This is a genomic window from Embleya sp. NPDC025285, from assembly GCF_055558835.1.
Window position 1 is genome coordinate 78492 of sequence record NZ_JBVHLU010000014.1, and the last position, 21525, is coordinate 100016.

Sequence of the window (21525 nt, forward strand, 5' to 3'; positions counted from 1 at the left end):
GACCGTGCCTGGGTACTGACGCGCCGTCAAGTACGTTCTGTCAATGATTGCGACCGGGCCTTGGTGACGGCTTGGCCAAGCGTTGTCCCGGCGGCGGCTCGACCACGAACGACACGTGAAATCCCGTCGCACGACACCCCGGAATGGCGAATATCTCCCTTACCGACGGTGGCCGGTCCGGTTACGCTGAGGCGGACGGAGGGTTGCCTTTGGGGGCAAACTATGCGCGGCAGTCCCAAGCAGGATCAGTCGGGGCGTTGTGCTCCCGGCCACGGTGACCCGGAGGTCTCCGATCCGGGGGTGGTGAGCGGAGGCGTCGGCGCCGGGTCCGACGGCTCCTTCGGCGATTCCCCGGCCGGCGCCGAGCAGGCGCCCTCCGACCGCGTCCGTCTCGTTCCCGCGCCCGACCACACCGGCCCGGAGGCCGTCGACCCCCGCCCTCGACCCCCGCGCGAGCGCGGACCCAACGGCCGACTCGGCGAACTGCTGGGCGTCGCCGGGGTGAGCAACGCCGGGCTCGCCCGCCGGGTCAACGATCTGGGCGCGCGGCGCGGCCTGTCCCTCCGCTACGACAAGACCTCCGTGGCCCGCTGGGTCGGCAAGGGGATGACTCCACAGGGCCCCGTGCCGCACCTGATCGCGGCCGTGCTCGCGGAGCGCCTGGGCCGCCCGGTGCCGCTGGAGGAGATCGGCCTGGACGACAGCCGGCCGGTGGATCCCGATCTCGGTCTGGCCTTCCCACGCGACGTCGGGGAGGCAGTTCGCACCGCCACCGACCTGTGGAGGCACGACCACGTGAATCGACGCGAGTTGCTCGCCGGGACGTTCGCCGTCACCGCCTACGGCACCCCGATGGCCCGATGGTTGATCACCCCGGCGGACGCCCGCGCCGAGCACCGCGGCACCGGGTCGCACGTCGGCCACAGCGACGTCACCAAGCTGCGCGAGGCGGCCGAGGAGGCCCGCCGGTGGGACAGCAAATACGGCGGCGGCGACTGGCGGGCGTCGATGGTGCCGGAGTGTCTGCGCTGCGACGCGACGCCGCTGCTGCGCGGCAGCTACCACGACGACGTGGGCCGCCGGCTGTTCGGCGCCACCGCCGAACTCTCCCGACTGGCCGGGTGGATGGCCTTCGACACCGGCCAACACGAGGTCGCGCAGCGCTACTACATCCAGGCCCTGCGGCTGGCCCGCGCGGCGGCGGACGTACCGCTGGGCGGCTATGTGCTCGCGTCGATGAGCCTTCAGGCCACCTATCGCGGCAACCCCGACATCGCGGTGGACCTCGCGCAGGCCGCCATCGAGCGGAACAAGGGCATCGCGACCGCGCGGGTGACCGGCTTCCTGCACCTGGTCGAGGCCCGCGCCCAGGCCCGGGCCGGCGACGCGGCGGGCTGCGGACGGGCGCTGAACGCGGCCGAGGCGCACCTGGAGCGGTCCCGCCCGGGCGACGCCGACCCGGAGTGGATCGACTTCTTCACGTGGGATCGACTGTGCGCGGACGGCGCCGAGTGCTACCGCGACCTCGGCGTGCCCGAGCGCACCCGCTACTTCACCGCGCAGGCGCTCGCGGGCCTGCGCGGCGAGGCGTTCCAGCGTTCGCACGGATTGCGGTTGGCCGTGGGCGCCCAGGCCGAGCTGCGCGCGGGCGAGATCGAGGCGGCGTGCGCGACCGGCCGACAGGCCCTGGAGATCGCCGACCGGGTGCACTCGTCCCGCAACGCGGCCTACCTCAACGATCTGATGGTCGGCCTCAAGCCGTACGCCGACGTGCGCGCGGTCAAGGACTTCACCGAACGCGCCAGGCTGGTCGGCGGAATCACCGTCTGAGCCGCTCCGGGAACGTCCCCCGACCGGCGCGGGCAACCGTGCGGCGCCGTCCCGGAAAACGCCGCAGGCCCGACATGTACATGTCGGGCCTGCGATCCAAGTAGCGGGGACAGGATTTGAACCTGCGACCTCTGGGTTATGAGCCCAGCGAGCTACCGAGCTGCTCCACCCCGCGTCGGTAACCCCAACTGTACGCCATCGCGACCGCGCCCACGACCAATTCCCGCGCGAGCCGGCTCGTTCGTTCGGGCGGGCCGCGCGCCGGGTCCGGCCGGTCCTCCCGGGGCGAAGATCGATTCCCGTACGGAGAAAGGCCGTTCCTGTCCGATTCGAACCCGTGGCAAGCGGTCGCGGGCACGATATGGTTCCGGGCCGTAGAGGGGGCGGGTCGCCCACCGGGGGCGGGCCGATGTGCGCCGGCGACAGCCGTGGCAGCGGCGGAGCGGGATGTGTCCTGAGATGACCGAGAGATCCGGCTGCCCGTACGCGGCCTTGACCGGCCCGCGCTTCGAGACCGACCCGGCCGGCCTGTACCGGGAACTGCGCGAACGGCACGGTCCCGTCGCACCGGTCGTGCTCGAGGGCGACGTGCGCGCGTGGCTGGTCCTGGGCTATCACGAGGTGCTGGCCGTGCTGCGCGATCCGGTCCTGTTCTCGCACGACTCGCGGTTGTGGCGCGACCGGATCAAGGGCCTGGTCCCGGACGACTGGCCGCTGGCGCCGATGGTCGAGTATCGCCCGTCGGTCCTGTGCGCCGACGGGGCCGAGCATCGAAGGCGCAGCACGGCCGTCGCGCACAGCCTGGGCCGGGTCGACCGACGGGCCCTGCGGGGCGAGATCGAGCACATGGCCGACTCGCTGATCGACACGTTCGTCACCCGGGGCGAGGCCGACCTGCTCACCGAGTACGCGCAACGGCTGCCCCTGTTGGCGATGGGCCGGATGGTCGGCATGCCCGCCCCGGACGGACCGCACCTGGTCCGGGCGATCAACGGGATGTTCGACGGCGGTCCGGACGCGCTCGCGCATCAACTGGCCTTCCACACGATGATCACCGACCTGGTCGCGGCCAAGCGCTCCGCGCCGGGCGCGGACGTCACGTCCTGGCTGATCGCGCACCCGGCCGGGCTGACCGACGCCGAGGTGATCGAGGACCTGCTCGTGATCACCCCGACCGAGCCCACCGCCAACTGGATCGGCAACGCGCTGCGCATCCTGCTGACCGACCACGACCTGCACGCGTCCCTCACCGGCGGCCGGCACACCACCGACGAAGCGCTGGACGAGGTGTTGTGGCAGGACCCGCCGATGCAGAACGCGGCCGGTCGCTGGGCCACCGAGGACACCGTGCTCGGCGGCACCGTGATCCGCGGCGGCGACTTCCTGGTGCTGGGCATCGCGGGCGCGAACGCCGACCCGGCCGTGCGCACCGCCGGCACCGAACTCACGGGCAACCGCGCGCACTTGGCCTGGGGCGGCGGGCCGCACATGTGTCCCGCGCGAGACCACGCCCGGCTGATCGCCAAGACCGCCGTGGACACGCTGCTCGACCGGCTGCCCGATCTGCGCCTGGCCGTCCGCCCGGACAGGCTCACCTGGCGATCCTCCCCCTGGATCCGCGCCCTCGCCGCGCTGCCGGTCGCCTTCACGCCCGACCGACCGATCCACGGCGGCGCCCCCTGGCCGGCACCCGCCGCCCACCCGGACCCGACCCCCGAGCCGGCTCCCGCACCCATCCCCGCGCCGCCGATGCCCGAGCCCGTACCCGCACCACCCGTGCGGCGGGACCCGGTCCCCGCCCCGGCGCCGGCCGCGTCCACCGCGTGGTGGTCCCCGGCGAGGTGGCGCCGCGGCCGGTGAGCCGACCGGCGCACGACCGGCGCCCGCCGTCCGACGCCCCCTCCCGGCCCGCACCGTCTAGGGTCGAAGACCGGAGGTGTGCTCTCATGACGTTGACCTACGACGTGGTGGTGATCGGCGGCGGGATCGTCGGCCTGGCCACCGCGTACGCGATCACCGAACGCGACCCCGGACGCACCGTCGCCGTGGTCGAGAAGGAGACCTCGTGGGCGGCCCACCAGACCGGCCGCAACTCGGGGGTGATCCACTCCGGCCTCTACTACCGCCCGGGCAGCCTCAAGGCACGGTTCGCCGTCGAGGGCGCCCGCCGGATGACGGACTTCTGCGCCCGACACGACATCGCGCACGACGTCACCGGCAAGCTCGTGGTCGCCACCAGCGTGCACGAACTCCCGCGCCTGCGCGCGCTGTACGAGCGCGGCCTGGCGAACGGCGTGCCGGTCACCGAACTGGGCACCGAGCAGGTCCGCGAACGCGAGCCGCACATCCTGTCCGTCGGCGGCCTGCACGTGGCCTCCACGGGCATCGTGGACTACGCCGACGTGTGTCGGACCCTGGTCGCGCTGCTGCACGAACGCGGTGTCGCGCTGCGCACCGGCGCGGGCGTGGTCGACCTGGCCGTGCATCCGGACGAGGTGGTCGTCCAGACCCGGCTCGGCGAGCTGCGCGGGCGAATCCTGGTCAACTGCGCGGGCCTGTACAGCGACCGGATCGCGGCACTGGCGGGCGATCCGCCGCCGGTGCGGATCGTGCCGTTCCGTGGCGAATACCACGAACTGGTGCCCTCACGACGCGGGTTGGTGCGCGGGCTGGTCTACCCGGTGCCCGATCCGGCCTTCCCGTTCCTGGGCGTGCACCTGACCCGGGGCATCCACGGCGACGTGCACGTGGGTCCCAACGCGGTCCTGGCGCTGCGTCGCGAAGGCTACTCGTGGGCCCGGATCGCGCCGCGCGAGTTGGCCGAGACCCTGGCCTACCCGGGCATGTGGCACATCGCGCGCCGACACTGGCGCTACGGCGCGGGCGAGTTGCTGCGCTCGGTGGCCAAGCCCGCGATGGTGCGCGAGGTGCAGCGGCTGCTGCCCGAGGTCACCGCGAACGACCTGGTCCGGGCCCCGGCTGGAGTGCGTGCCCAGGCGGTGCGACCCAACGGCGATCTGGTCGACGACTTCCTGATCACCGGCGGCCCGCGCACGATCCACGTGCTGAACGCGCCCTCGCCCGCCGCGACCGCTTCGCTGCCGATCGGGGACGAGATCGCCACCCGGGTCGACGAACGCCTGGGCGCACTCGCCGGCCGCTGACCCCGGCCCGGGTCGAGGTGCGCGGAAGGTCCGGGTGCGCTCGCCTGCCGCCGACCCGGCACGAGATCATGGGCGCGGGCCTGCGATCGGGGGACTGTTGTGGCCGTGAAATCCGCCTTGCCGCGGATCCTGTTCGTGGGTGCCGCGTTCGTGCTGGGCGTAATGGGCGTGCTGCTCGGCGGCTACCCGCCGGCGCACGCGGACGCCCCGGGGGCCCGATTGGTGATCTCCCCGGGCGGGCCGCTGCGCCCGGGCGACGTGGTGACGCTTCGGGGCACCGGGCACACCGGCTGTGCCACCGGGCGGGTCGACGTGATCGGGTACGACGCGCGACTGCGCACGAACGTGATGGGCGCCGACCGGCTGATCGCGGCGGACGTCCCGATCGACCCGGCACGGGATCACGGCTTCACCGTGCGCTTCACCCTGGACCCGCCGATCTACACCGGCGATCAGGGCTTCCGCACGGTGTGCACGAACCGGGGCTCGGTGATCCACCCCGCGCCGATGGCCCAGGCCACGTTCGCCTATCCGGAGAGCGAACCCGGCAATCCGAACGGCTTCCCGGCCCCGGGTCCGCCGCCGGCGACCCTGGCGAGCCGGCGACTGGTGGTCGAGCCGGCCGAGGCCGTGCCCGAGGCGCCGGTCACCGTGTGGACCGATCTGCGCTGCGGCCCGGCCTACGCGACGCACAGCGGCGCGCTCTTCTGGGACGGTCGCTTCGTCACCACGTTCCACGCCCCGGCCGAGTACGAGGGGCCCCGGGCACTGCGGGTACGCATCCCGCAGACGCCCGTGCGCGGCGGACACAAGTTCACCGTGTCCTGCCTGGCCGGCCGGGAAGGTTTCGGCGTCGTCGACGCGGACACCGTCCTGGGCGCCGAACTCGCGGTCGCACCCGCCACGTTCACCCTCTCCACGACCCGGGCCGGGGGCGGCGACCGGATCCGGGCGAGCGGAACCGGCTTCACCGGCTGCGCCGCACGGCTGGACGGCGCGCCGGCCGAGGTGGCGATCCGCCGAGGCGACCGGGAGCTGGCCCGAGTGCCGGTCGGCCCGGACGGCCGGGTGGAGGGCGAGCTGACCGTGCCCGCGGGGCTGCCCGAGGGACCGGCCGAGCTCACCGCGGCGTGCGCCACCGAGCGCCTGGACGGCAGCGTCCGGCTCGCGCTCACCGTGCTGCCGACCCGAAGCCCGGCCGAGGCCGCGGCGGAGGCGGGCCGACCCACCGACCGCGCCGACTCCGCGCGCCGCCTGCCCTCCCCCGACGATCTGCTCGATCATCCCGCGCCCCTGGCGGCGGCCGGTGTCGGCACAGCGCTCGCGCTCCCGCTGATCGGCTTCGCGGCCGAGTTGTTCAACAAGACCGTCGAGGAGAACCGGCTGCGGATCCGTCGCCGGCTGCGGCCCGGCGCGGCCCGCCCGCGCTCGATGCCCCGAGCGCCCCGGCTCCAGGTACTCGCCTTCGTCGCGCTGTCCGCGCTCGGCACCGTCGCGGTCGAACCGAACGTCGCCCTGGACACCGGCACGTACACGCTCGCGCTGTCCCTGCTGATCGCGATCCCGCTCACCGTGCTCGCCTACTCCGGCGTGGCCGAGGCGTACCGCCGACGCGTCTCGCGGATCCGCGCCTTCCCGCACCTGGTCCCCGGCGCCCTGGTGGTCGCACTGCTCCTGGGGATCGGGTCCCGGCTCGGGCAGCTGGTGCCGGGCTACCTCTACGGGCTGTTCCTGGCCTTCACGCACGCCGGGCTGCGCCGGTTGTCCGTGCGCGAGGACGGGCGGGCCGGCGCGTTGGGCGCGTGGGCGCTCGCCGGGCTCGGCGTGAGCGCGTGGGTGTGGCGGATCCCGGTCGAGCACGTACTGGCCGACGACGAGACGCCGGCCTTCGGCTGGGTACTGGCCGAGAACGTGCTCACCCAGACCTACGTCGCCGCGGTGATCGGCCTGGTCTTCGGCCTGCTGCCGATCCGCTTCCTGGACGGGCACCTGCTGTGGCGCTGGAGCCGCCGGGGCTGGGCGGCGGTGTACGCCGTCGCGGTGTTCCTGTTCCTGCTCACCCTGCTCGACCCGACCGGCGTGAGCACGGGCGCGAGCCGGGAGATGTGGCTGCGCGCGGTGTGGTTGTTCGGCGCCTTCCTGATCGCGTCCATGGCGTTCTGGGCGGTGTTCCGGTTGCGCCCGGGACCGCCGCCGGGTCCACCGGGGCCGCGCCCCGCGCCGATCGCGTCGACGGTGCCCGGACCCACGGGCGCGCCGCCGCCGATGCCCGGTGTTCCCCCGACGATCGGCCGATCGTAGGTTCGGCCGTAAAATCCTTGTCTTATGTCCCCTCTTCCCGGCGCCTCGACCGCCTCCGGCGTCCCGATCACCGATCGACCGATCCGACACCTCGCGACCGTGCGCAGCTTCACCCCTCGGCGGGGGCGGGTCACGCTCGCCCAGCGCGACGCGCTGGACCGGCTGTGGGAGCGGTGGGGATTCGACGTCGCGGACCGGCGGCTGGACCTGGGCGAGTTGTTCGGCGACGACCGTCCGGTGGTGCTGGAGGTCGGCTTCGGCATGGGCGAGACCACCGCGGCGATGGCCGAGGCCGATCCGGGCACCAACGTGCTCGCCATCGACGTGCACACCCCGGGCCAGGGCAGCCTGTTGCACGACGCCGAGCGCCGGGGACTGACGAACATACGGGTGGCCAACGGCGACGCGATCGAACTGCTCCGGGACATGTTGCCGCCGGCCTGCCTGGCGGGCATCCGGGTCTTCTTCTCCGACCCGTGGCCCAAGACCCGCCACCACAAGCGCCGGCTGATCCAGCCCGGCTTCGCCGCGCTCGCCGCGTCACGGCTGGTCCCGGGCGGGACGCTGCACTGCGCGACGGACTGGGCGCACTACGCGCAATGGATACTCGACGTGCTCTGCGCCGAGCCCGAACTGGTCAACACCGTCGACGGCTACGCACCCCGGCCGAGTTGGCGACCGGTCACCCGCTTCGAACAGCAGGGGCTGGACAAGGGCCACGAGGTCGCGGATCTGCTGTTCCGCCGCCGCTGATCCGGCTCTCGGCCCGAGGCGACCACGCCCGAGGCGCGCCGGCCCGGCCCGATCTCGGCAAGGCACCCATACCGACCAAGTCACAGCCAAGCGAGAGAGGGGCGCCGCGGCACCGCGCGGCGTTATCGTCACCCCATATGGACGCTGAGCGAGGACCCGACGCGCCGGCCGGTCCGGTCCCCCCGGACCGGGCCGCGTACGAGTTCGCCCTGTACCGGCCCGGGCCCACGGAGAAGTCGGGGCTGCGCGCGCTCGCCGCGAACCAGACCGCCCGAATATCCGTGCTCGTCCTCGCGTTGCTCGGCTGCGCGGTCACCGTCGCGGTCATGCTCGGCGACACCATCGGCGCGCAGGGACTGCTGGTCGGCGCGCTGCTGGCGCTGGTGCCCGCCCCGCTGGTGGTGAGCGCGATCGTGTGGCTGGGCCGGGTCCGGCCGATGCCGTGGAAGAGCCTGCTCTTCGCGTTCGCGTGGGGCTCGTGCGCGGGCGCGCTGGTGGCGCTGCTCGCGAACAGTTGGTCGTTCGACAAGCTGATGGACCTCAAGGGTGAAGAGGACGCCGAGCTGCTCGGACTGACCATCGTGGCGCCGGTGGTCGAGGAGTGCGTCAAGGGACTCGCGGTCCTGCTGCTGTTCGTGACCATCCGGAGCAGCTTCAAAGGCGTGTTGGACGGGCTGATCCCGGCCGCGGTCAGCGCGGCGGGCTTCGCGTTCACCGAGAACATCCTGTACTTCGGCCGCGAGTTCGCGGCGAGCGAGGACAGCGGCAACGGTCTGGGCACCACGTGGGGGACCTTCATCGCGCGCGGCATCATGTCGCCGTTCGCCCATCCCCTGTTCACCTCGATGATCGGCCTCGGCTTCGGCCTCTCGCTGTTGGCCCGGTCCCGCCAGGCACGGATCCTGCTCCCGCTCGGCGGGTACCTGTGCGCGGTCGGCCTGCACGCGGCCTGGAACGGCTCGGCCAGCCAGGGTCTGGCCTTCCTCGGGGTGTACTTCCTGGTCATGATGCCGATCCTGGGCGCGCTCGTCTGGTACGCGGTGATCGTGCGCCGCGATCAGTTGCGGGCGGTCGAGGACGAGTTGCCGGGGTATGTCGCGGCGGGCTGGTTCCGGCCGCACGAGCCGCTGCTGCTGTCCTCGATGGCGGACCGCTCGCGGGCGCTGCGGACCGCGCGGACCACACTGGGCCCGGCCGGCGTGGCGCGGCTGCGCGCGTATCAGGCGGACGCGACGCTGCTCGCCGAGCTGCGCCGGCGCGCGGGCCGGTCGCGCCGCGGGCCGACGCCGGAGTATCCGCAACAGGAACGGGAGTTGCTGAACCGGCTGTGGGCCGCGAAGCCGAGCCTGGGACACGTGATCGACCACACCATGCCCTCGCCGCGCTGGCGCTACATCAAGCCGCCGCCCGGGTGGGGCCCGCCGGGGCCGATGCGGTACGGGCCGCCGGGCGTGGCGCCGTACGGACTTCCGGCCGGAACGGCCCCGTACGGGGCGCCGATCGGCTGGGGGCCGCCGGCGGGAACGGCGCCGTTCGGACCGCCGCCGCCCGGGTGGGTGCCGCCGGCTCGGCATCCGGCCGCGCACCCCGCCTGGGGACCCGCGCCGTCGTACGGCGCCCCGGTGCCGTGGCAACCGCCCCGGCACGCGGCCGACGGCGCCCGGGCCGAGCCGACCGGGCCGCCCGGCTCGCCGTGGGGTCCGCCACAGGCGTCGGCCGACGATGCCGTGCCCGCCCGGACCGGGCCGCCGGGCCCGCCCATCTGGTACGCCCGCCCCGGCGACGCCCCGCACCCGCCGCCCGACGGCCCGCCGTACGGGGAGCGCCGGGAGGCGTAGCCGGCCCGGGTCGACCGCGTGCGACCATGGCCGGGTGCATATCTCGACCACCTACGTCCCGACCGAGGCCGATATCGCGGAGGGCGTGCTCGCCTTTCGGCGCGGGCTCTTCCGGGGTCTGTTCGGGGCCGGGGCGGTGCTCTCGGTGCTGGGCGTCGTCCTGGTGACGAAGGCGCTGCTGTCCGGTACGACCGTGTTGTGGCCGCTCGCGTTCGTGGGTTTCGGCCTGGCGATGCTCGCGCTGCGGTTCTGGGCACCGATCCAGGCGGCGCGCCAGAACAAGCACATGCACGGGGTGCCGTGCGAGGTCACCTTGACCGACGAGGAGTTCGTGACCACGCTCGGCGGCAGCCGCAGCGCCACCGAGTGGGACACCTTCCGCAAGGTGCGCTCGGTGGACGCGCAATGGATCTTCGAGTTCGGTCCCACCCAGGCGATGACCATTCCCCGCCGGGTCTTTTCGGACGCCGAGAACCTCGAACTGGAGACGTTTATCCACAGCCGGAGCCGGGCAGCCCGCTGATCTTCCACAAGGAAGATCCACATCCTGTGGAAAACCTGTGGGCAAAGGCTTTCAGTACGGCCCGGCTGCTCGAAATGGCGAGAATCAATACCGATTCGACCTGATCGGGCGCGTTTATCCTGCCATGCGAGCATCATTGGCCTTCATCCGTTCCGCATTTCCCGCATTCATCACAAAGGCGACCCCTCGCGGGATCGCCTTCGGGTGCCTCCGGTCGCCCACGCACACCCGGCGGGGCATGCGCGAGCCGTTCCTCAGTGGGTACGCACCGACTCGGTCGACCCGTCGGCCGCGGCGCGCACGTGGCCGGACGTACGGGACATGCGGGACGCGAGTCCCGAAGGGGTGCCCGCCGACGCGCTGCACACGGCGAACGCGGCCGCCGGGCGGCTCTCCGGGCAGGCGCGCGACCGCGGGGTTCCCACCCCGGTCGCAACGGGTAGTCGGGTGCGGTGCGGGGGCACCGACTCCACTTCCGAGCGAAGGACGGCGACATGAGTGACGAGCGGATTCCCGTGGACGAGATCCCCGAGGGCGACCGACCGCGGATGGACCTGCGCAGCGGCGCGGAGACGCCCGTCGACCCCGAGGACCTGGTGCTCGCGGAGGGCAAGGACCTGACCGAGAAGAACATCGAGGAGGCCCGGCGGCGGCTGGCCGAGCTGGGTGCCGCCGCGGTGGAGCGCATCGTCCCCTGACCGCTCGCGGCTCGCGCGGCGCGGCGCCGATCGGGGTGCCGCGCCCCGTGCCGGGCGCGACGAAGCGGGCCCGCGGGTGGGGCGGGCGACGTGGGGGCGATCGCGCGGCGGGGGCCGCTCCGGCGCCGGGTCAGCGCCCGGTGCGCCGCCGGGGGCGCATCTCGACCGGTCGTACCTGGTAGACGCCCCGGTCCCGGTCCCGCTGCTCCTCGGCCACCTGGAGCGCGATCAGGATCTCCAGCGCGCTCCACGCCATGCCGAGCATGCCCAGGCCGACGAAAAACATCGCCCACACCCAGAACCACGTGTGCGCCCAGACGCCGAGCAGCGCCACCATCGCCGCGACGATGGTGAGCGCCAGGAGCACACCGGTACGCGCCGCCGCGTTTCTCGCGCCGTCCGGAAGCCTGTCGCGCGCCATGGCCGACCTTCCCACCGCCGAGTAGGCAGTCTGCCGCCGAGTATCCGGTTGCTCCTCGCCTGCCCCGTCATCCCCGGACGGAACCCGATCGGTCCCCTTCGTCCGAGGATCGATGGAACTCCCGCCAGGTGTCCCAGATGGCCGGCACCGTGCCCGAGCCGTAGGAACGCTCGGGCCAGTTCGCCGGCGGCAGCCCCACGGGGTTGGCGCCGACGTTCGCGCCGTACCACAGGTCGTGTCGCCGGCGGGCGAAGTACCAGGTGCCGTCCCGCCGTTCGTACACGTCGCGGTAGAGGATCGCCTGGTGCAACCAGCGCGGCCCCTCCTGGATCTCGGCCTTGCAGTACACGTGCCCGGTCGCGTGATCCGCGTCCGACAGGTCGATCACGTGTGTGCCGACATTGAGGATGCTCACCCCCAGCGGGGCCAGTTGGGCCGCGAACGACGCCCGCAGCGCGGCGCGCCCGGACTCCTGCCGACTCACCCGCACATCGGGCACGAACAGCGCGCACAGCGCGTCCAGGTCCCGACTGTCCAGAGCCAGCGCGTAACGCGCGGCGAGTTGACGGATGTCTTCGTAGGCCAGCAGCCGTTGCACGTCGTCCATATCCGACACCTTGTCAGGCCGGGGGACGACCGATCTCCTGCGGGTTGTACACGACCTCCACATAGGACCAGCGGCCCTCGCCCGCGTAGTGCAGCACCACGTTGACGTCCAGGCTGCCGACGGGCCCCTCGGCGCGTACCACCGTCGAGACCCGATTGCCGTCGATGATCCGCAGCCGGATCGGGTAGCGCGTGAACGGCGAGCGGCGCACACCGTCGCGGATGTACGCGCTCAACGCGTGCCGGCCCTCGACGAAGCCGATCACGTGGTCGCGCACCCGCACCTCGTCGGTGAACACCGCCGCCACCGGCGCCCATTCGCCGCCGGCCGAGGCCGAGGTCAGTCGCACGGTGAAGTCGCCGAAGGCGCGCTCGATCTCCTCGCGCGGGGTCGGCACCGGCATCGGCTCCGGCGCCCAGCCGACGATGCCGCGCAATTCGGCTCCGTCGTGCCCGGCGGCCGGGCCGCCCGCCGCGTGCCAGCGCGCGATCATCGCGTCGGCGTCGTCGCCGTTGCGGAACTCGCCCACCGTCTCGAAGCGATCGCCGTCGCCGAGCCGGCGCACGATCTCGGTCCCGGGCACCGTGTACCTGGTGGCGCCGCCGGTGGGATCCGGCAGGTTGTGCCAGACGTAGCGGCAGACCAGGTCGCCGTCGACCATCGTCCACTCGGTGAATCGGCACACCCGGTCGCCCACATCGCCCGCGCCCGGCCCGCCCCGTGCGAGTGCCGCCGCCACCTCGTCCCGGCTGCCGCCCATCGTGCCTCCCCGCATTCGTCCGGCGAGCCTGGGCGCACGGAGAGATCCGGGCGCTGCCTGCCGCCTCCGGTGCGCGTGATCCTGCCCGCGCCCCGCCGGGAAGTCCAGCCCCCGCCCGATCGACGAAACGGAACCGTCGCCGGCTGGTATACGTATTACCGGTCGCAACAAGCCGGCCGGGCTCCGAGCGAGCACGCCACCAAGACGAAAACGAAGCGGAGGGGACGCGAGTGATCCGGTACAGGGTCCGGGTGGACTTCTACCAGGACGTCCCACCGGACCGTCCCCCGACGGGATACGTGGGCTCGTTGCTCTCGGGCGACTTCGCCGGGCCCGCCCTGCCGCGCGGCGGCGACTCGGTCTCGGCGATCCCGCTGGGGGGCGCGCACATAGGGCCGTGGACCGGCGGACCGTACATGATGGTCCACCGGGTCGAGCACCACCCCGTCCCGGTGGACGGCGAGGGCCACATAGTCCAGTGGTGGGAGCAGTATCCCCAGCCCTCGGTGCATGTGGTCGTCAACGCCGAGTGGCCGGACACCGAGGAGTCCGAGCACGAGTTGATGAACCTCTACGAGGAGCAGAGCTGGAGCTCCTTCCCGGCCGGACCGGAGAACCCGTTCCTGCCGGTGGCCGCGGCGGCCGACTTCTAGCCCACCGCGTCCCGCCGGACGTGACGGGCTACACCTTGGGTTTCTTGTAGCTCGTCACGTCCACGGACGCCAGGATCTTGTTCAGGTCCGCGTCGTACTCGCGGGACAGGCCCGCCGTGGAGAACGAGATCATCGACTGCGGCAACCACCACAACTGGGGCTGGAACGAGTCGCCGCTCTTGCAGGTCACGCTGTACGACGCGTACTCGTACTTCAGGCTGCCCTTGCCCGGCTCGGCGTACTTCTTCCCGTCCGTCTTGCTGGTCGGTGCCACCGCGTCGTCGGCCCGGGTCACGCAGGTCGCCTTCGCACCCAAGGTCCAGTTCGCCTGATTTTTGAAGTCGATCTTGCGCTGGTCGTTCTTGCCGACCCAGATCCGCAGCCCGGCACGCTCGCACGTGGTGCGCAGCGCGGCCGGCGTCGCGGTCGGCAGTACGCACACCTCGGTGTCGCTGACCTGCTTGAGCTCCCAGGTGACGGGCACCGCGAACTTCATCCCCTGGATGTCCTGGGTGAAGCCGCCGGGTTTACCGGTGAGTTTGGGCGCCTCGGCGGACGGGCTCGGGTTCGCCTTCGGCTTGGTCTTGTCCCCGTCGTCGCCGCGCAACGCGAACACCGCGCCGACGGCGATCGCGACCACCGCCACCGCGGCGCCGGCCACGATGACCACCCGCTTGCGGCCCGCACCGCCGCCGGCCGCGCCCTGCCGGGCCGCGGCCCGCCCGATGGGCGGCGGGGTGTCCGCGCCGCGGCCGGCCGGGGGCGGGGTGAACGCGCCACTGGCGGGCGCCTGATGCTGATGGGTGCCGTGCGCCTGGCCGGCGGTGCCGAACTGGCCCGACGGCGCGCCGTACTGGCCGGAGGGGGCGCCGTACTGGCCGGAGGGAGCGCCGTACTGGCCGGAGGGCTGCGAGGGGATTCCGTGCGCGCCCGAGGTCGGCGTGTCGCGATACAGCGGCGGTTGCGTCGGGGAGGCGCCGTACGGGTCGTGCGAGGGCCCGCCGTGCGCGGGCGGTGGCGGCACGCTGGGTGCCCCGAAGGCGGCGGTGCCGCCCGAACGCGCGGGACCGCGCGGCGGCTCGTACACCCGAGGCTGCGGCGTCCGCGGCGTCTGCTGCTGCTGGTTCTGCTGGACCTGCCACGGGCCGCCGGACGCGGGCGTGGTCCACAACTGCCCGATCAGCGACGTCGCGTCCGCGACCGGGTCGAGCGAGGGCGCCGCGGCGGTGCCGAGCGCGCCGCGCCACACATGGGTGACCGAGGCCAGCAACTCGCGGGCGTGCGGCCGGTAGTGCGGTTCCTTGTCGGCCGCGCGCTTGACGATCAGGCGCAACGCGTCCGGCACACCGGACAGGTCGGCCTCCTCCTGGAGCACGCGGAGCGCGACCACCTCGGGCGCGCCGGTACCGAACGGGATCACCCCGGTGGCCGCGTAGGTGATCAGCATCGCCCACGCGTACACGTCGGCGGCGGGCGTGCTGTCGTGGCCCTTGAAGCGCTCGGGGCTCATCCACGCGGGCGAGCCGATCATCATGCCGGTGCGGGTGAGTCCGCTGTCCTCCATCGAGCGCGCGATGCCCAGGTCGAGCACGCGCGGTCCGGCGGGCGAGCAGATGATGTTCTGCGGTTTCAGGTCGCGGTGGATCACGTCGGCGTCGTGCAGCGCCACGAGCGCCTCGGCGAGCCCGGCCGCGAGGCCCATCAGCTCGTCGCCGCGCATCGGGCCGCCCTGGTTGACCCGCACGTCCAGGGTCGGGCCCGGGACGTACTCGGTCGCGAACCACGGTGTCTCGGCGTCCACATCGGCGTCGAGCACCGGTGTCGTACACGTGCCCTTGATCGCGCGCAGCAGGTTGACCTCGCGCGTGAACCGGGCCCGGAACTCCGGGTCGTCGGCGTACTGCGCGTGCACGACCTTGACCGCGACGCGGCGTTCGTAGCCGTCCAGGCCCGCGTACACCGCGCCCATTCCACCCGCGCCGAGTCTGCCCGTGATCCGGAACGGTCCGATGTGTTGTGGGTCTCCCGGACGCAACGGACGTATCTCGGCGCCGCCCTCGGCCGTCATGGACGTGCCTCCCGTGTTGGTTCGCCGGCCCGCGGCTGCGGCCGTACCGGGATGGAATCCTCTCATCCGGTCTTGTGACCTCCCCAGGGCGCCGGCTGGTTCCCCGTTCGGGCGAAAAGGCTCGCCTTACCCGAGGGGTCGCGTGATAGGCCAGCGGTTGCGCCGGGTGTGCCAACGCCCCGGCGCGGGACGACGGTTCGCGTGTCGGCCGGCGCGGCCACCGGGTCGCACCGCCGCGGAAGGCCGTCGTTCGGCACCGCTTCGAGGTATCGCCGCATCGCACCGCTTCCACGACCGAAGGGCCGAATGTGAAGATCGTCGTCGACTTCGACAAGTGCAAGAGCAACGCACTCTGCATGGCCGAGGCACCCGAGGTGTTCGAGGTCCGGGATGACAACTTCCTCTACATCCTGAACGAGAACCCGGGTGAAGGGTTGCGGCCGCAGGTGGAGGAGGCGGCTCGGCTCTGTCCGACCCGAGCCATCTCGATCCAGGATTGACCCGCGGCCGGCCCGGCGTGGCGGGTAGGACCTCAACCCGCCCCGGGTCGGCCCGAGTCGCCGGGGCCGGACGACGGATCGTCGGAGCGGGCCCTGGTCGACTGCCACCGCTCACGTGCGCCCAGAGCGCCCTGGACCACCGCGCCGGACGCGCCCCGAGCACCTTGGGCCACCCTGCCGGACGCTTCTCGCGCGCCCTGGGCCATCGCCGCCGAAGCGTTGCGGGTGGCCGACCAACCCCGGGCGAGCAGCTTGACGTTGACCACCACGGTGCCGGCGGTCCGGTCGTGCCACGTGCGCCGGCGCGGGCCGAGCACGGCCAGCGGATCCAAAAAGCCGATCAGGGTGATCAGCGCGAACAGGCCCGCCATGCTCCACTGGCGCAGCGCGATCTCGTACCAGGTGAGCAGCAGCGCGGCCCACGGCACCACCACGGCCACCAGGGTGCGCCGGGCCGATCGCCACCCGCCGACCGGCACCCTGCCGCGCACCGCCTGCGCCGACGTGCCCACCGGCACCACCTTCGCGCCCACCATGATCTTGCCCAGCGTGCGGCCGAACCTGGCGTGCATGAACCAGTCGTAGACGGTGGGCACCAGCAGGTGCGCCAGGATCAGCAGGAGCAGCAGGGTCTTGGTGGTGCCCCACAGCCCGTCCACGGCTTCCAGCGGCGCGCGTTGGGCTTCGCCGGCACGACCGAACACGACGTCCAGGAACGCGTCGCGAACCACCTTCGTGGGCAGGTCGGTGGCCTTGGTCTGGAGGTAGTGGTAGGCCAGGAACCACAGTGGCAGCACCAGCGCGGTGGTGAGCAGGTAGTCGGTGGTGCGGGCGATCAGGCGCATGGTCCGCGACGCGAGCGGGAGTTCGCCGGAGTCGGTCGGGCTCGCGGCCGGTGCCGGTGCCGGTGGCGGCGGCGGCCGGGTCGGGTCGAAGTGCGCGGCGGGCGGCCCGGGCAGCGGCGGTTGCCCCTGATCGGGGATCAGGGGTGCTGCGGTCACGGGCGGTTGGTGCCAGGACAGGTGTGGGTCACCGTCGACGGATGGTTGCTCCCCGTACGGCGACCCGGGCCCGCGTGGAGGCTGGGGGATCGTCATGACCGGGACGGTATCGCGTAGATCGTCCCTTGCGCCGAGGGACGGTGGATCGGGTCGGGGGCGTGTCGGGGTCGGGGGCGTACCCGGACCGGGAGGCCGTTTCGGGTCGGGAAGCCGTCCGCTCAGCTCTTGAGTTCGCCCAGGGTCGCTTCCACGGTGGCCTGGCCGCCGGCGCCGGCGCGGACCAGGCTCACCGTGGCCTTGTCGCCCGGTCGTTTGCCGCCCAGTGCCTCGGACAGGCTCGCGACGTCGGTGATCGGCTGGTCGTCGATCGAGGTGATCACGTCGCCCTGCCGGATGCCCGCCGCCTGGGCGGCGCCGCCCTCCTGGACGGAGACCACGCCGACGCCGGCGGCCCGCCCGTTGGAGCCCGCCACGGTGCGCACGGTGACACCCAGCGCGGCCTTGCCGGAGTTGTCGACCTTGCCGTTCCGGATGATCTGGTCGGCGATCGATTTGACCGTGTTGGCCGGGATCGCGAAGCCGATGCCGGGCGCCGCGCCGCCGTTGCTCTCCGGGTCGGTCGCGGCCAGGGTCGGGATGCCGATCACCTGGCTGTCCAGATCGACCAGCGCACCGCCGCTGTTGCCCGGGTTGATCGCCGCCGAGGTCTGGATCGCGCTGGAGATGGTCGCACCGGTCGAGCCGGTGCTCTGCGGTTCGCTGACGGTGCGCCCGACGGCCGAGACGATGCCCTCGGTGACGCTGGAGTCCAGGCCGAGCGGGTTACCCATCGCCATGGTGATCTGGCCGACCTGGAGCTTGGCGGAGTCGGCGAACCTGGCGGGCTTGAGGTCGCCGGGCGGGTTGTCCAGGCGGATCACCGCGAGGTCGTCGGGGGCGAACGCGGCGACCAGCTTGGCGGTGACCGGCTTGCTCGCGTTCGGGAGGGTGACCTCGAAGGTGGTGGCCTGACCGACCACGTGGGCGTTCGTGACGATGTTGCCCTTGTCGTCGTAGACGACGCCCGAGCCGAGCCCGGTCTGCGTGGTGATCTGGACCACCGAAGGCAGCACGTTGCGTACGACCTCCTGGTACTTCGCCTGGAGGTCGTTCGCGAGCGCGTTGCTCGGCGCGGCCGAACCCGAGGCGACGTTGCCGCCGGCGGTGGCGCCGTCCTGGGACGAGTCCTTCTTCGACCCGTCGTCGTCGCTGCACGCGCCCAGCCCGCCCAGGGCGATCACGGCGGCCGTCAGCGCGACCGTGACCCGTCGCCGCGTCGTCCTGCCCACGATGTCTCCCTCGGGTTCGGCGGCTGTCGCCGGCGACGGCCCGGATACCGATAGCGGGGCCGGTCCCCCGAGCATTCTTCGTACTAACCCCAGGATCGGACTTTTCACCGTCCCGCCGAGGCGGTGCCCCTTTCGCCATGTGCTTGTTCGTGTCAAGTTGGCCCCTCGGATCGACCCGTGATCACGGAACGACGCCGCAGGGCCGGAGAGGGTGGGCACGCACATGCTGACGCTTCAGGAGATCTCGGACCGGATGGAGATCCAGGACCTGATGGTCCGTTACTCGCACGCCGTGGACACCGGCGACTGGGACGCCCTGGACACGGTCTTCACCGCCGACGCCCTGATCGACTACTCGGCGATGGGCGGCTCCAAGGGCGGCCTGAAGGAGACGAAGGAGTTCCTGGCCTCGGTGATGCCGGGCTTCGGCGCCTACCAGCACCTGATATCGAACTCGTCGATCACCGTCGACGGCGACACCGCCACGGGCCGCACGATGTGTCACAACCCGATGGTCTTCAAGGGCGAGGACGACGAGACGCCGGGCCCGGTGATGTTCTGCGGCCTGTGGTACATCGACACGTTCACACGCGTGGCCGGCGAGTGGCGGATCTCCTCGCGCAGCGAGGAGAAGTCCTACATGTATGTGGCACCCACGGCATAAAAACGCGGGCGCAAAATCCGCCGAGCCGACCGGCGGGGTCGCGATAGCTTCGAACCATGATCCGCGAAGCCACCGCAGCAGACGTCCCCGCCATCCACACCCTCGTCCGCGAACTCGCCGACTACGAGAAGCTGCTGCACGAGGTCAAGTCGACCGAGGCCCAACTCCACACGGCCCTCTTCGGCCCGAACCCGGCGGCCTTCGCACACGTCGCCGAGGACGAGGAAAGCGGCGAGGTGGTCGGCTACGCCCTGTGGTTCACGACGTTCTCGACCTGGGAGGGCGTACCGGGCATCTATCTCGAGGACCTGTACGTCCGCCCCCAGGCCCGCGGCGGCGGCCACGGCACGGCGCTCCTCAAGCGCCTCGCCGCCATATGCGTCTCCCGCGGCTACGCGCGCCTCCAATGGGCGGTCCTGGACTGGAACGAGCCCAGTATCGGCTTCTACGACTCCCTGGGCGCCCTCCCCGAACGCGAATGGCTCGGCTACCGCCTCACCGGCAACCCCTTGGCCCGCCTCGCCGAACGCTGACCCGACGCCCTCGGCACAGGCCACGTCCCCGCACCCGTTTTATGCAGCAACGCGGGTAGCCCTTGCCCCGGCTCGTCGCCATCTCCTAGCGTCCCCATAGGTAGTCGAACGAACACGGAGGGCGAAACATGAAGCTGTCGCGCGTCGCGGGCGGGAATCCGGAATGTCGGTCGAACGACTGCCCGACTGTCTTCACCACCGACCTGAACGGCACGATCGCCGTTCAAGGCTTCCTCGTGGATCACCGAACGCCCGAGGGGGAGGCAGTCGTCTCGTTGCCGGAAGAGGTGCTCCGGGAGGCCGCGCGTGCACTTGGCTGGTGAGCGCTGGACCGCGTTCTTCGACTCGTTCGCACACGAAGCGTTCAGACTGGAGACGCTGTCCGTATATTCCATGGTCGACGAAGAGCAGGAATACTCCGATTTCCTGGCCACCGGCCGTCTGGTTCTTCCCGAAGATGATCCGTGGCTTTTGAAGCTCGCCCACTACCGGAGGGGTGGCCGCCGGATTCGACGGGTCCACGTCGTCACACCGCCCCTGTCCAATTATCTTCGATACGAGTTCGCGGCGTATCGCTACAACGTCGCGGCCGGTGAAGACGTCAGAATTCTCGACACGACGCGCCTTCAGGACGTCCCGTCACTGCCTTCGGATTTCTGGATGCTCGACGACTCGAAAGTCGTAGAGATGCGATACGACGAACACGGCGCTCAGATCGCTCGCATTCTGCTGGAGTCTCCGGATCTCGCCTGGTATCGCCGGGCGAAGGAAACGGCAATCGCCCTGTCCGTCCCCCTCTCGGAATATCTCCCGGATTGACCTTCGACCCGCGACAGGCGGGCCGGGACCGACTGCGCCTGGCCTCGGCCCTGCGTGCCCTGCGGAACGCAAGCGGTCTCTCCGGCGAGCGCTTGGCCGTTCGATGCGCCATGTCGCAGAGCAAGATCTCCCGGATCGAAACCGGACGGACTCTGCCGTCCATCCTCGACGTGCGGCAGATACTGGAAGCCCTCGACGTGGATACCGCAACCGCAGACGAGATCACCCGCCTGGCGGAAGTTGCCAATACCGAGTACGAAGACGTCCGCACGTCGGTCCGGCGTGGTCTCCATCACCGCCAACGCGAGCTGGCGGCGCTCGAGGCCGGCGCCGATCACATCCGACATTTCCTGCCGGTGATGATCACGGGCCTGCTCCAGACGCCGGAGTACATGCGGCAGGCCCTGGCACCGGCCGTCGACCCCGCGGCCGGTGACACGGCACGGATGATGGCCATAAAGCTCGAACGACAATCGGTACTGCATGATCGTCGGAAACGATTCGACTTCCTTTTGACGGAGTCGGCGATCCGCTGGCAACTGTGCCAGGCATCGGCAATGGCGCTACAACTGGATCACCTTGTTGCCGTATCGAGACTCCCACAGGTCCACGTGCATATATTACCGCTCTGTCGCCGACTGGCGGATGCTCCGTTCAATACGTTCGTCGTCTATGGCGACCACCTGGTGACTGTCGAGTTGTTCAGCGGACAACTGGTCTTCCGTGACCCCAAGGACGTCTCATATCACCGAAGCCTGTTCGAGTACTTCACCGGTCTCGCGCTTTCCGATGACGAGGCGCGGGCGGAAATCGAATCCTGGGCCGCATCCTTCCGGACGCAATCAATGCAGGAACGTGACTGAAATTGGACATCCGACAGCAGGCCCGAGTATCCATGGAAAGCGACTTCGAACTTTATCGAGGAGATATCCATGGGAAAGCACCGCGACCCCGCAACCGATGACGGACACAAGCCGCAGAAGCCGGTTCCGCCACCCATTCCACCGGACAAGCCCGCTCGTCCCGGCACGCCGAAGGGGCGGTGAGGCGGGTGTCCGTGGGCG

Annotated in this window: 21 protein-coding genes and 1 tRNA gene; 15 read left to right on the plus strand and 7 right to left on the minus strand. The window is 71.6% G+C overall.

Annotation, left to right across the window (positions count from 1 at the left end; all coding sequences use genetic code 11):
- Positions 1-300: 300 nt before the first annotated feature.
- Positions 301-1830 (plus strand): MFS transporter, encoded by a 1530-nt coding sequence (locus tag ACZ4FV_RS12015; RefSeq protein ID WP_465322586.1) that lies wholly within the window; start codon positions 301-303, stop codon positions 1828-1830.
- A 101-nt stretch (positions 1831-1931) separates the two neighbouring features.
- Here ACZ4FV_RS12015 and ACZ4FV_RS12020 read toward each other — a convergent pair.
- Positions 1932-2005: transfer RNA gene (locus ACZ4FV_RS12020), tRNA-Met, on the minus strand.
- A gap of 284 nt (positions 2006-2289) precedes the next feature.
- Between ACZ4FV_RS12020 and ACZ4FV_RS12025 the strand changes: the two genes are divergently transcribed.
- From ACZ4FV_RS12025 to ACZ4FV_RS12055, 7 genes are all read left to right on the plus strand, one after another.
- A complete protein-coding gene (locus tag ACZ4FV_RS12025) occupies positions 2290-3690 on the plus strand; it encodes a cytochrome P450 (RefSeq protein WP_465322565.1) in 1401 nt (466 codons plus the stop codon).
- Between the two features lie 86 nt (positions 3691-3776).
- The gene (gene lhgO / locus ACZ4FV_RS12030; protein ID WP_395864500.1) at positions 3777-4994 is read left to right on the plus strand and encodes an L-2-hydroxyglutarate oxidase; all 1218 of its coding nucleotides are present in this window, start codon (positions 3777-3779) and stop codon (positions 4992-4994) included.
- Positions 4995-5099: 105 nt separating this feature from the next.
- Complete coding sequence (locus ACZ4FV_RS12035; protein WP_465322566.1) at positions 5100-7295, plus strand: FGLLP motif-containing membrane protein; 2196 nt, start codon at positions 5100-5102, stop codon at positions 7293-7295.
- A gap of 24 nt (positions 7296-7319) precedes the next feature.
- Positions 7320-8048: a tRNA (guanosine(46)-N7)-methyltransferase TrmB gene (gene trmB, locus ACZ4FV_RS12040; protein ID WP_465322567.1), complete on the plus strand. Its 729-nt coding sequence runs from the start codon at positions 7320-7322 to the stop codon at positions 8046-8048.
- Positions 8049-8185: 137 nt separating this feature from the next.
- Positions 8186-9886 (plus strand): PrsW family intramembrane metalloprotease, encoded by a 1701-nt coding sequence (locus tag ACZ4FV_RS12045; protein ID WP_395864505.1) that lies wholly within the window; start codon positions 8186-8188, stop codon positions 9884-9886.
- Positions 9887-9920: 34 nt separating this feature from the next.
- Positions 9921-10409: a YcxB family protein gene (locus ACZ4FV_RS12050; RefSeq protein WP_395864507.1), complete on the plus strand. Its 489-nt coding sequence runs from the start codon at positions 9921-9923 to the stop codon at positions 10407-10409.
- Between the two features lie 494 nt (positions 10410-10903).
- Positions 10904-11107, plus strand: a complete 204-nt coding sequence (locus ACZ4FV_RS12055) for a hypothetical protein (RefSeq protein ID WP_395864509.1) — start codon at positions 10904-10906, stop codon at positions 11105-11107.
- Between the two features lie 130 nt (positions 11108-11237).
- Here the strand turns inward: ACZ4FV_RS12055 and ACZ4FV_RS12060 are convergent, their stop codons facing one another.
- The 3 genes from ACZ4FV_RS12060 to ACZ4FV_RS12070 all read right to left on the minus strand — a co-directional run bounded on the left by ACZ4FV_RS12060 (position 11238) and on the right by ACZ4FV_RS12070 (position 12895).
- The gene (locus tag ACZ4FV_RS12060) at positions 11238-11528 is read right to left on the minus strand and encodes a hypothetical protein (RefSeq protein ID WP_465322568.1); all 291 of its coding nucleotides are present in this window, start codon (positions 11526-11528) and stop codon (positions 11238-11240) included.
- A gap of 67 nt (positions 11529-11595) precedes the next feature.
- Positions 11596-12135, minus strand: a complete 540-nt coding sequence (locus ACZ4FV_RS12065) for a nuclear transport factor 2 family protein (RefSeq protein WP_402235985.1) — start codon at positions 12133-12135, stop codon at positions 11596-11598.
- A gap of 13 nt (positions 12136-12148) precedes the next feature.
- Positions 12149-12895 (minus strand): nuclear transport factor 2 family protein, encoded by a 747-nt coding sequence (locus tag ACZ4FV_RS12070; protein WP_395864514.1) that lies wholly within the window; start codon positions 12893-12895, stop codon positions 12149-12151.
- Between the two features lie 230 nt (positions 12896-13125).
- On the opposite strand from ACZ4FV_RS12070, the gene ACZ4FV_RS12075 reads away from it, so the two are divergent.
- Positions 13126-13548: a hypothetical protein gene (locus ACZ4FV_RS12075; RefSeq protein WP_395864516.1), complete on the plus strand. Its 423-nt coding sequence runs from the start codon at positions 13126-13128 to the stop codon at positions 13546-13548.
- A 28-nt stretch (positions 13549-13576) separates the two neighbouring features.
- Here ACZ4FV_RS12075 and ACZ4FV_RS12080 read toward each other — a convergent pair whose 3' ends face one another.
- Positions 13577-15616, minus strand: a complete 2040-nt coding sequence (locus ACZ4FV_RS12080) for a serine/threonine protein kinase (protein ID WP_465322569.1) — start codon at positions 15614-15616, stop codon at positions 13577-13579.
- Positions 15617-15924: 308 nt separating this feature from the next.
- Here ACZ4FV_RS12080 and ACZ4FV_RS12085 point away from each other — a divergent pair, with 308 nt between their 5' ends.
- Positions 15925-16116 (plus strand): ferredoxin, encoded by a 192-nt coding sequence (locus ACZ4FV_RS12085; RefSeq protein WP_395864520.1) that lies wholly within the window; start codon positions 15925-15927, stop codon positions 16114-16116.
- A 32-nt stretch (positions 16117-16148) separates the two neighbouring features.
- Here the strand turns inward: ACZ4FV_RS12085 and ACZ4FV_RS12090 are convergent, their stop codons facing one another.
- Together ACZ4FV_RS12090 and ACZ4FV_RS12095 are read right to left on the minus strand one after the other, a co-directional pair.
- Complete coding sequence (locus ACZ4FV_RS12090) at positions 16149-17117, minus strand: RDD family protein (RefSeq protein WP_402235980.1); 969 nt, start codon at positions 17115-17117, stop codon at positions 16149-16151.
- A 218-nt stretch (positions 17118-17335) separates the two neighbouring features.
- Positions 17336-18445, minus strand: a complete 1110-nt coding sequence (locus ACZ4FV_RS12095) for a S1C family serine protease (RefSeq protein ID WP_395864524.1) — start codon at positions 18443-18445, stop codon at positions 17336-17338.
- 223 nt (positions 18446-18668) lie between these two features.
- Between ACZ4FV_RS12095 and ACZ4FV_RS12100 the strand changes: the two genes are divergently transcribed.
- The 5 genes from ACZ4FV_RS12100 (at position 18669) to ACZ4FV_RS12120 (ending at position 21324) form a co-directional block, all read left to right on the plus strand.
- Complete coding sequence (locus ACZ4FV_RS12100) at positions 18669-19109, plus strand: nuclear transport factor 2 family protein (protein ID WP_402235977.1); 441 nt, start codon at positions 18669-18671, stop codon at positions 19107-19109.
- A 56-nt stretch (positions 19110-19165) separates the two neighbouring features.
- Complete coding sequence (locus ACZ4FV_RS12105) at positions 19166-19642, plus strand: GNAT family N-acetyltransferase (RefSeq protein ID WP_465322570.1); 477 nt, start codon at positions 19166-19168, stop codon at positions 19640-19642.
- A 128-nt stretch (positions 19643-19770) separates the two neighbouring features.
- Positions 19771-19965 (plus strand): hypothetical protein, encoded by a 195-nt coding sequence (locus ACZ4FV_RS12110; protein ID WP_395864530.1) that lies wholly within the window; start codon positions 19771-19773, stop codon positions 19963-19965.
- Complete coding sequence (locus ACZ4FV_RS12115) at positions 19949-20461, plus strand: DUF6879 family protein (RefSeq protein WP_395864532.1); 513 nt, start codon at positions 19949-19951, stop codon at positions 20459-20461. Before ACZ4FV_RS12110 ends, ACZ4FV_RS12115 begins: the two co-directional genes overlap by 17 nt.
- On the plus strand, positions 20458-21324 hold the full coding sequence (locus ACZ4FV_RS12120) for a helix-turn-helix domain-containing protein (protein ID WP_465322571.1): 867 nt from the start codon (positions 20458-20460) through the stop codon (positions 21322-21324). The genes ACZ4FV_RS12115 and ACZ4FV_RS12120 overlap by 4 nt, the downstream gene beginning before the upstream one ends.
- Positions 21325-21525: the final 201 nt, after the last annotated feature.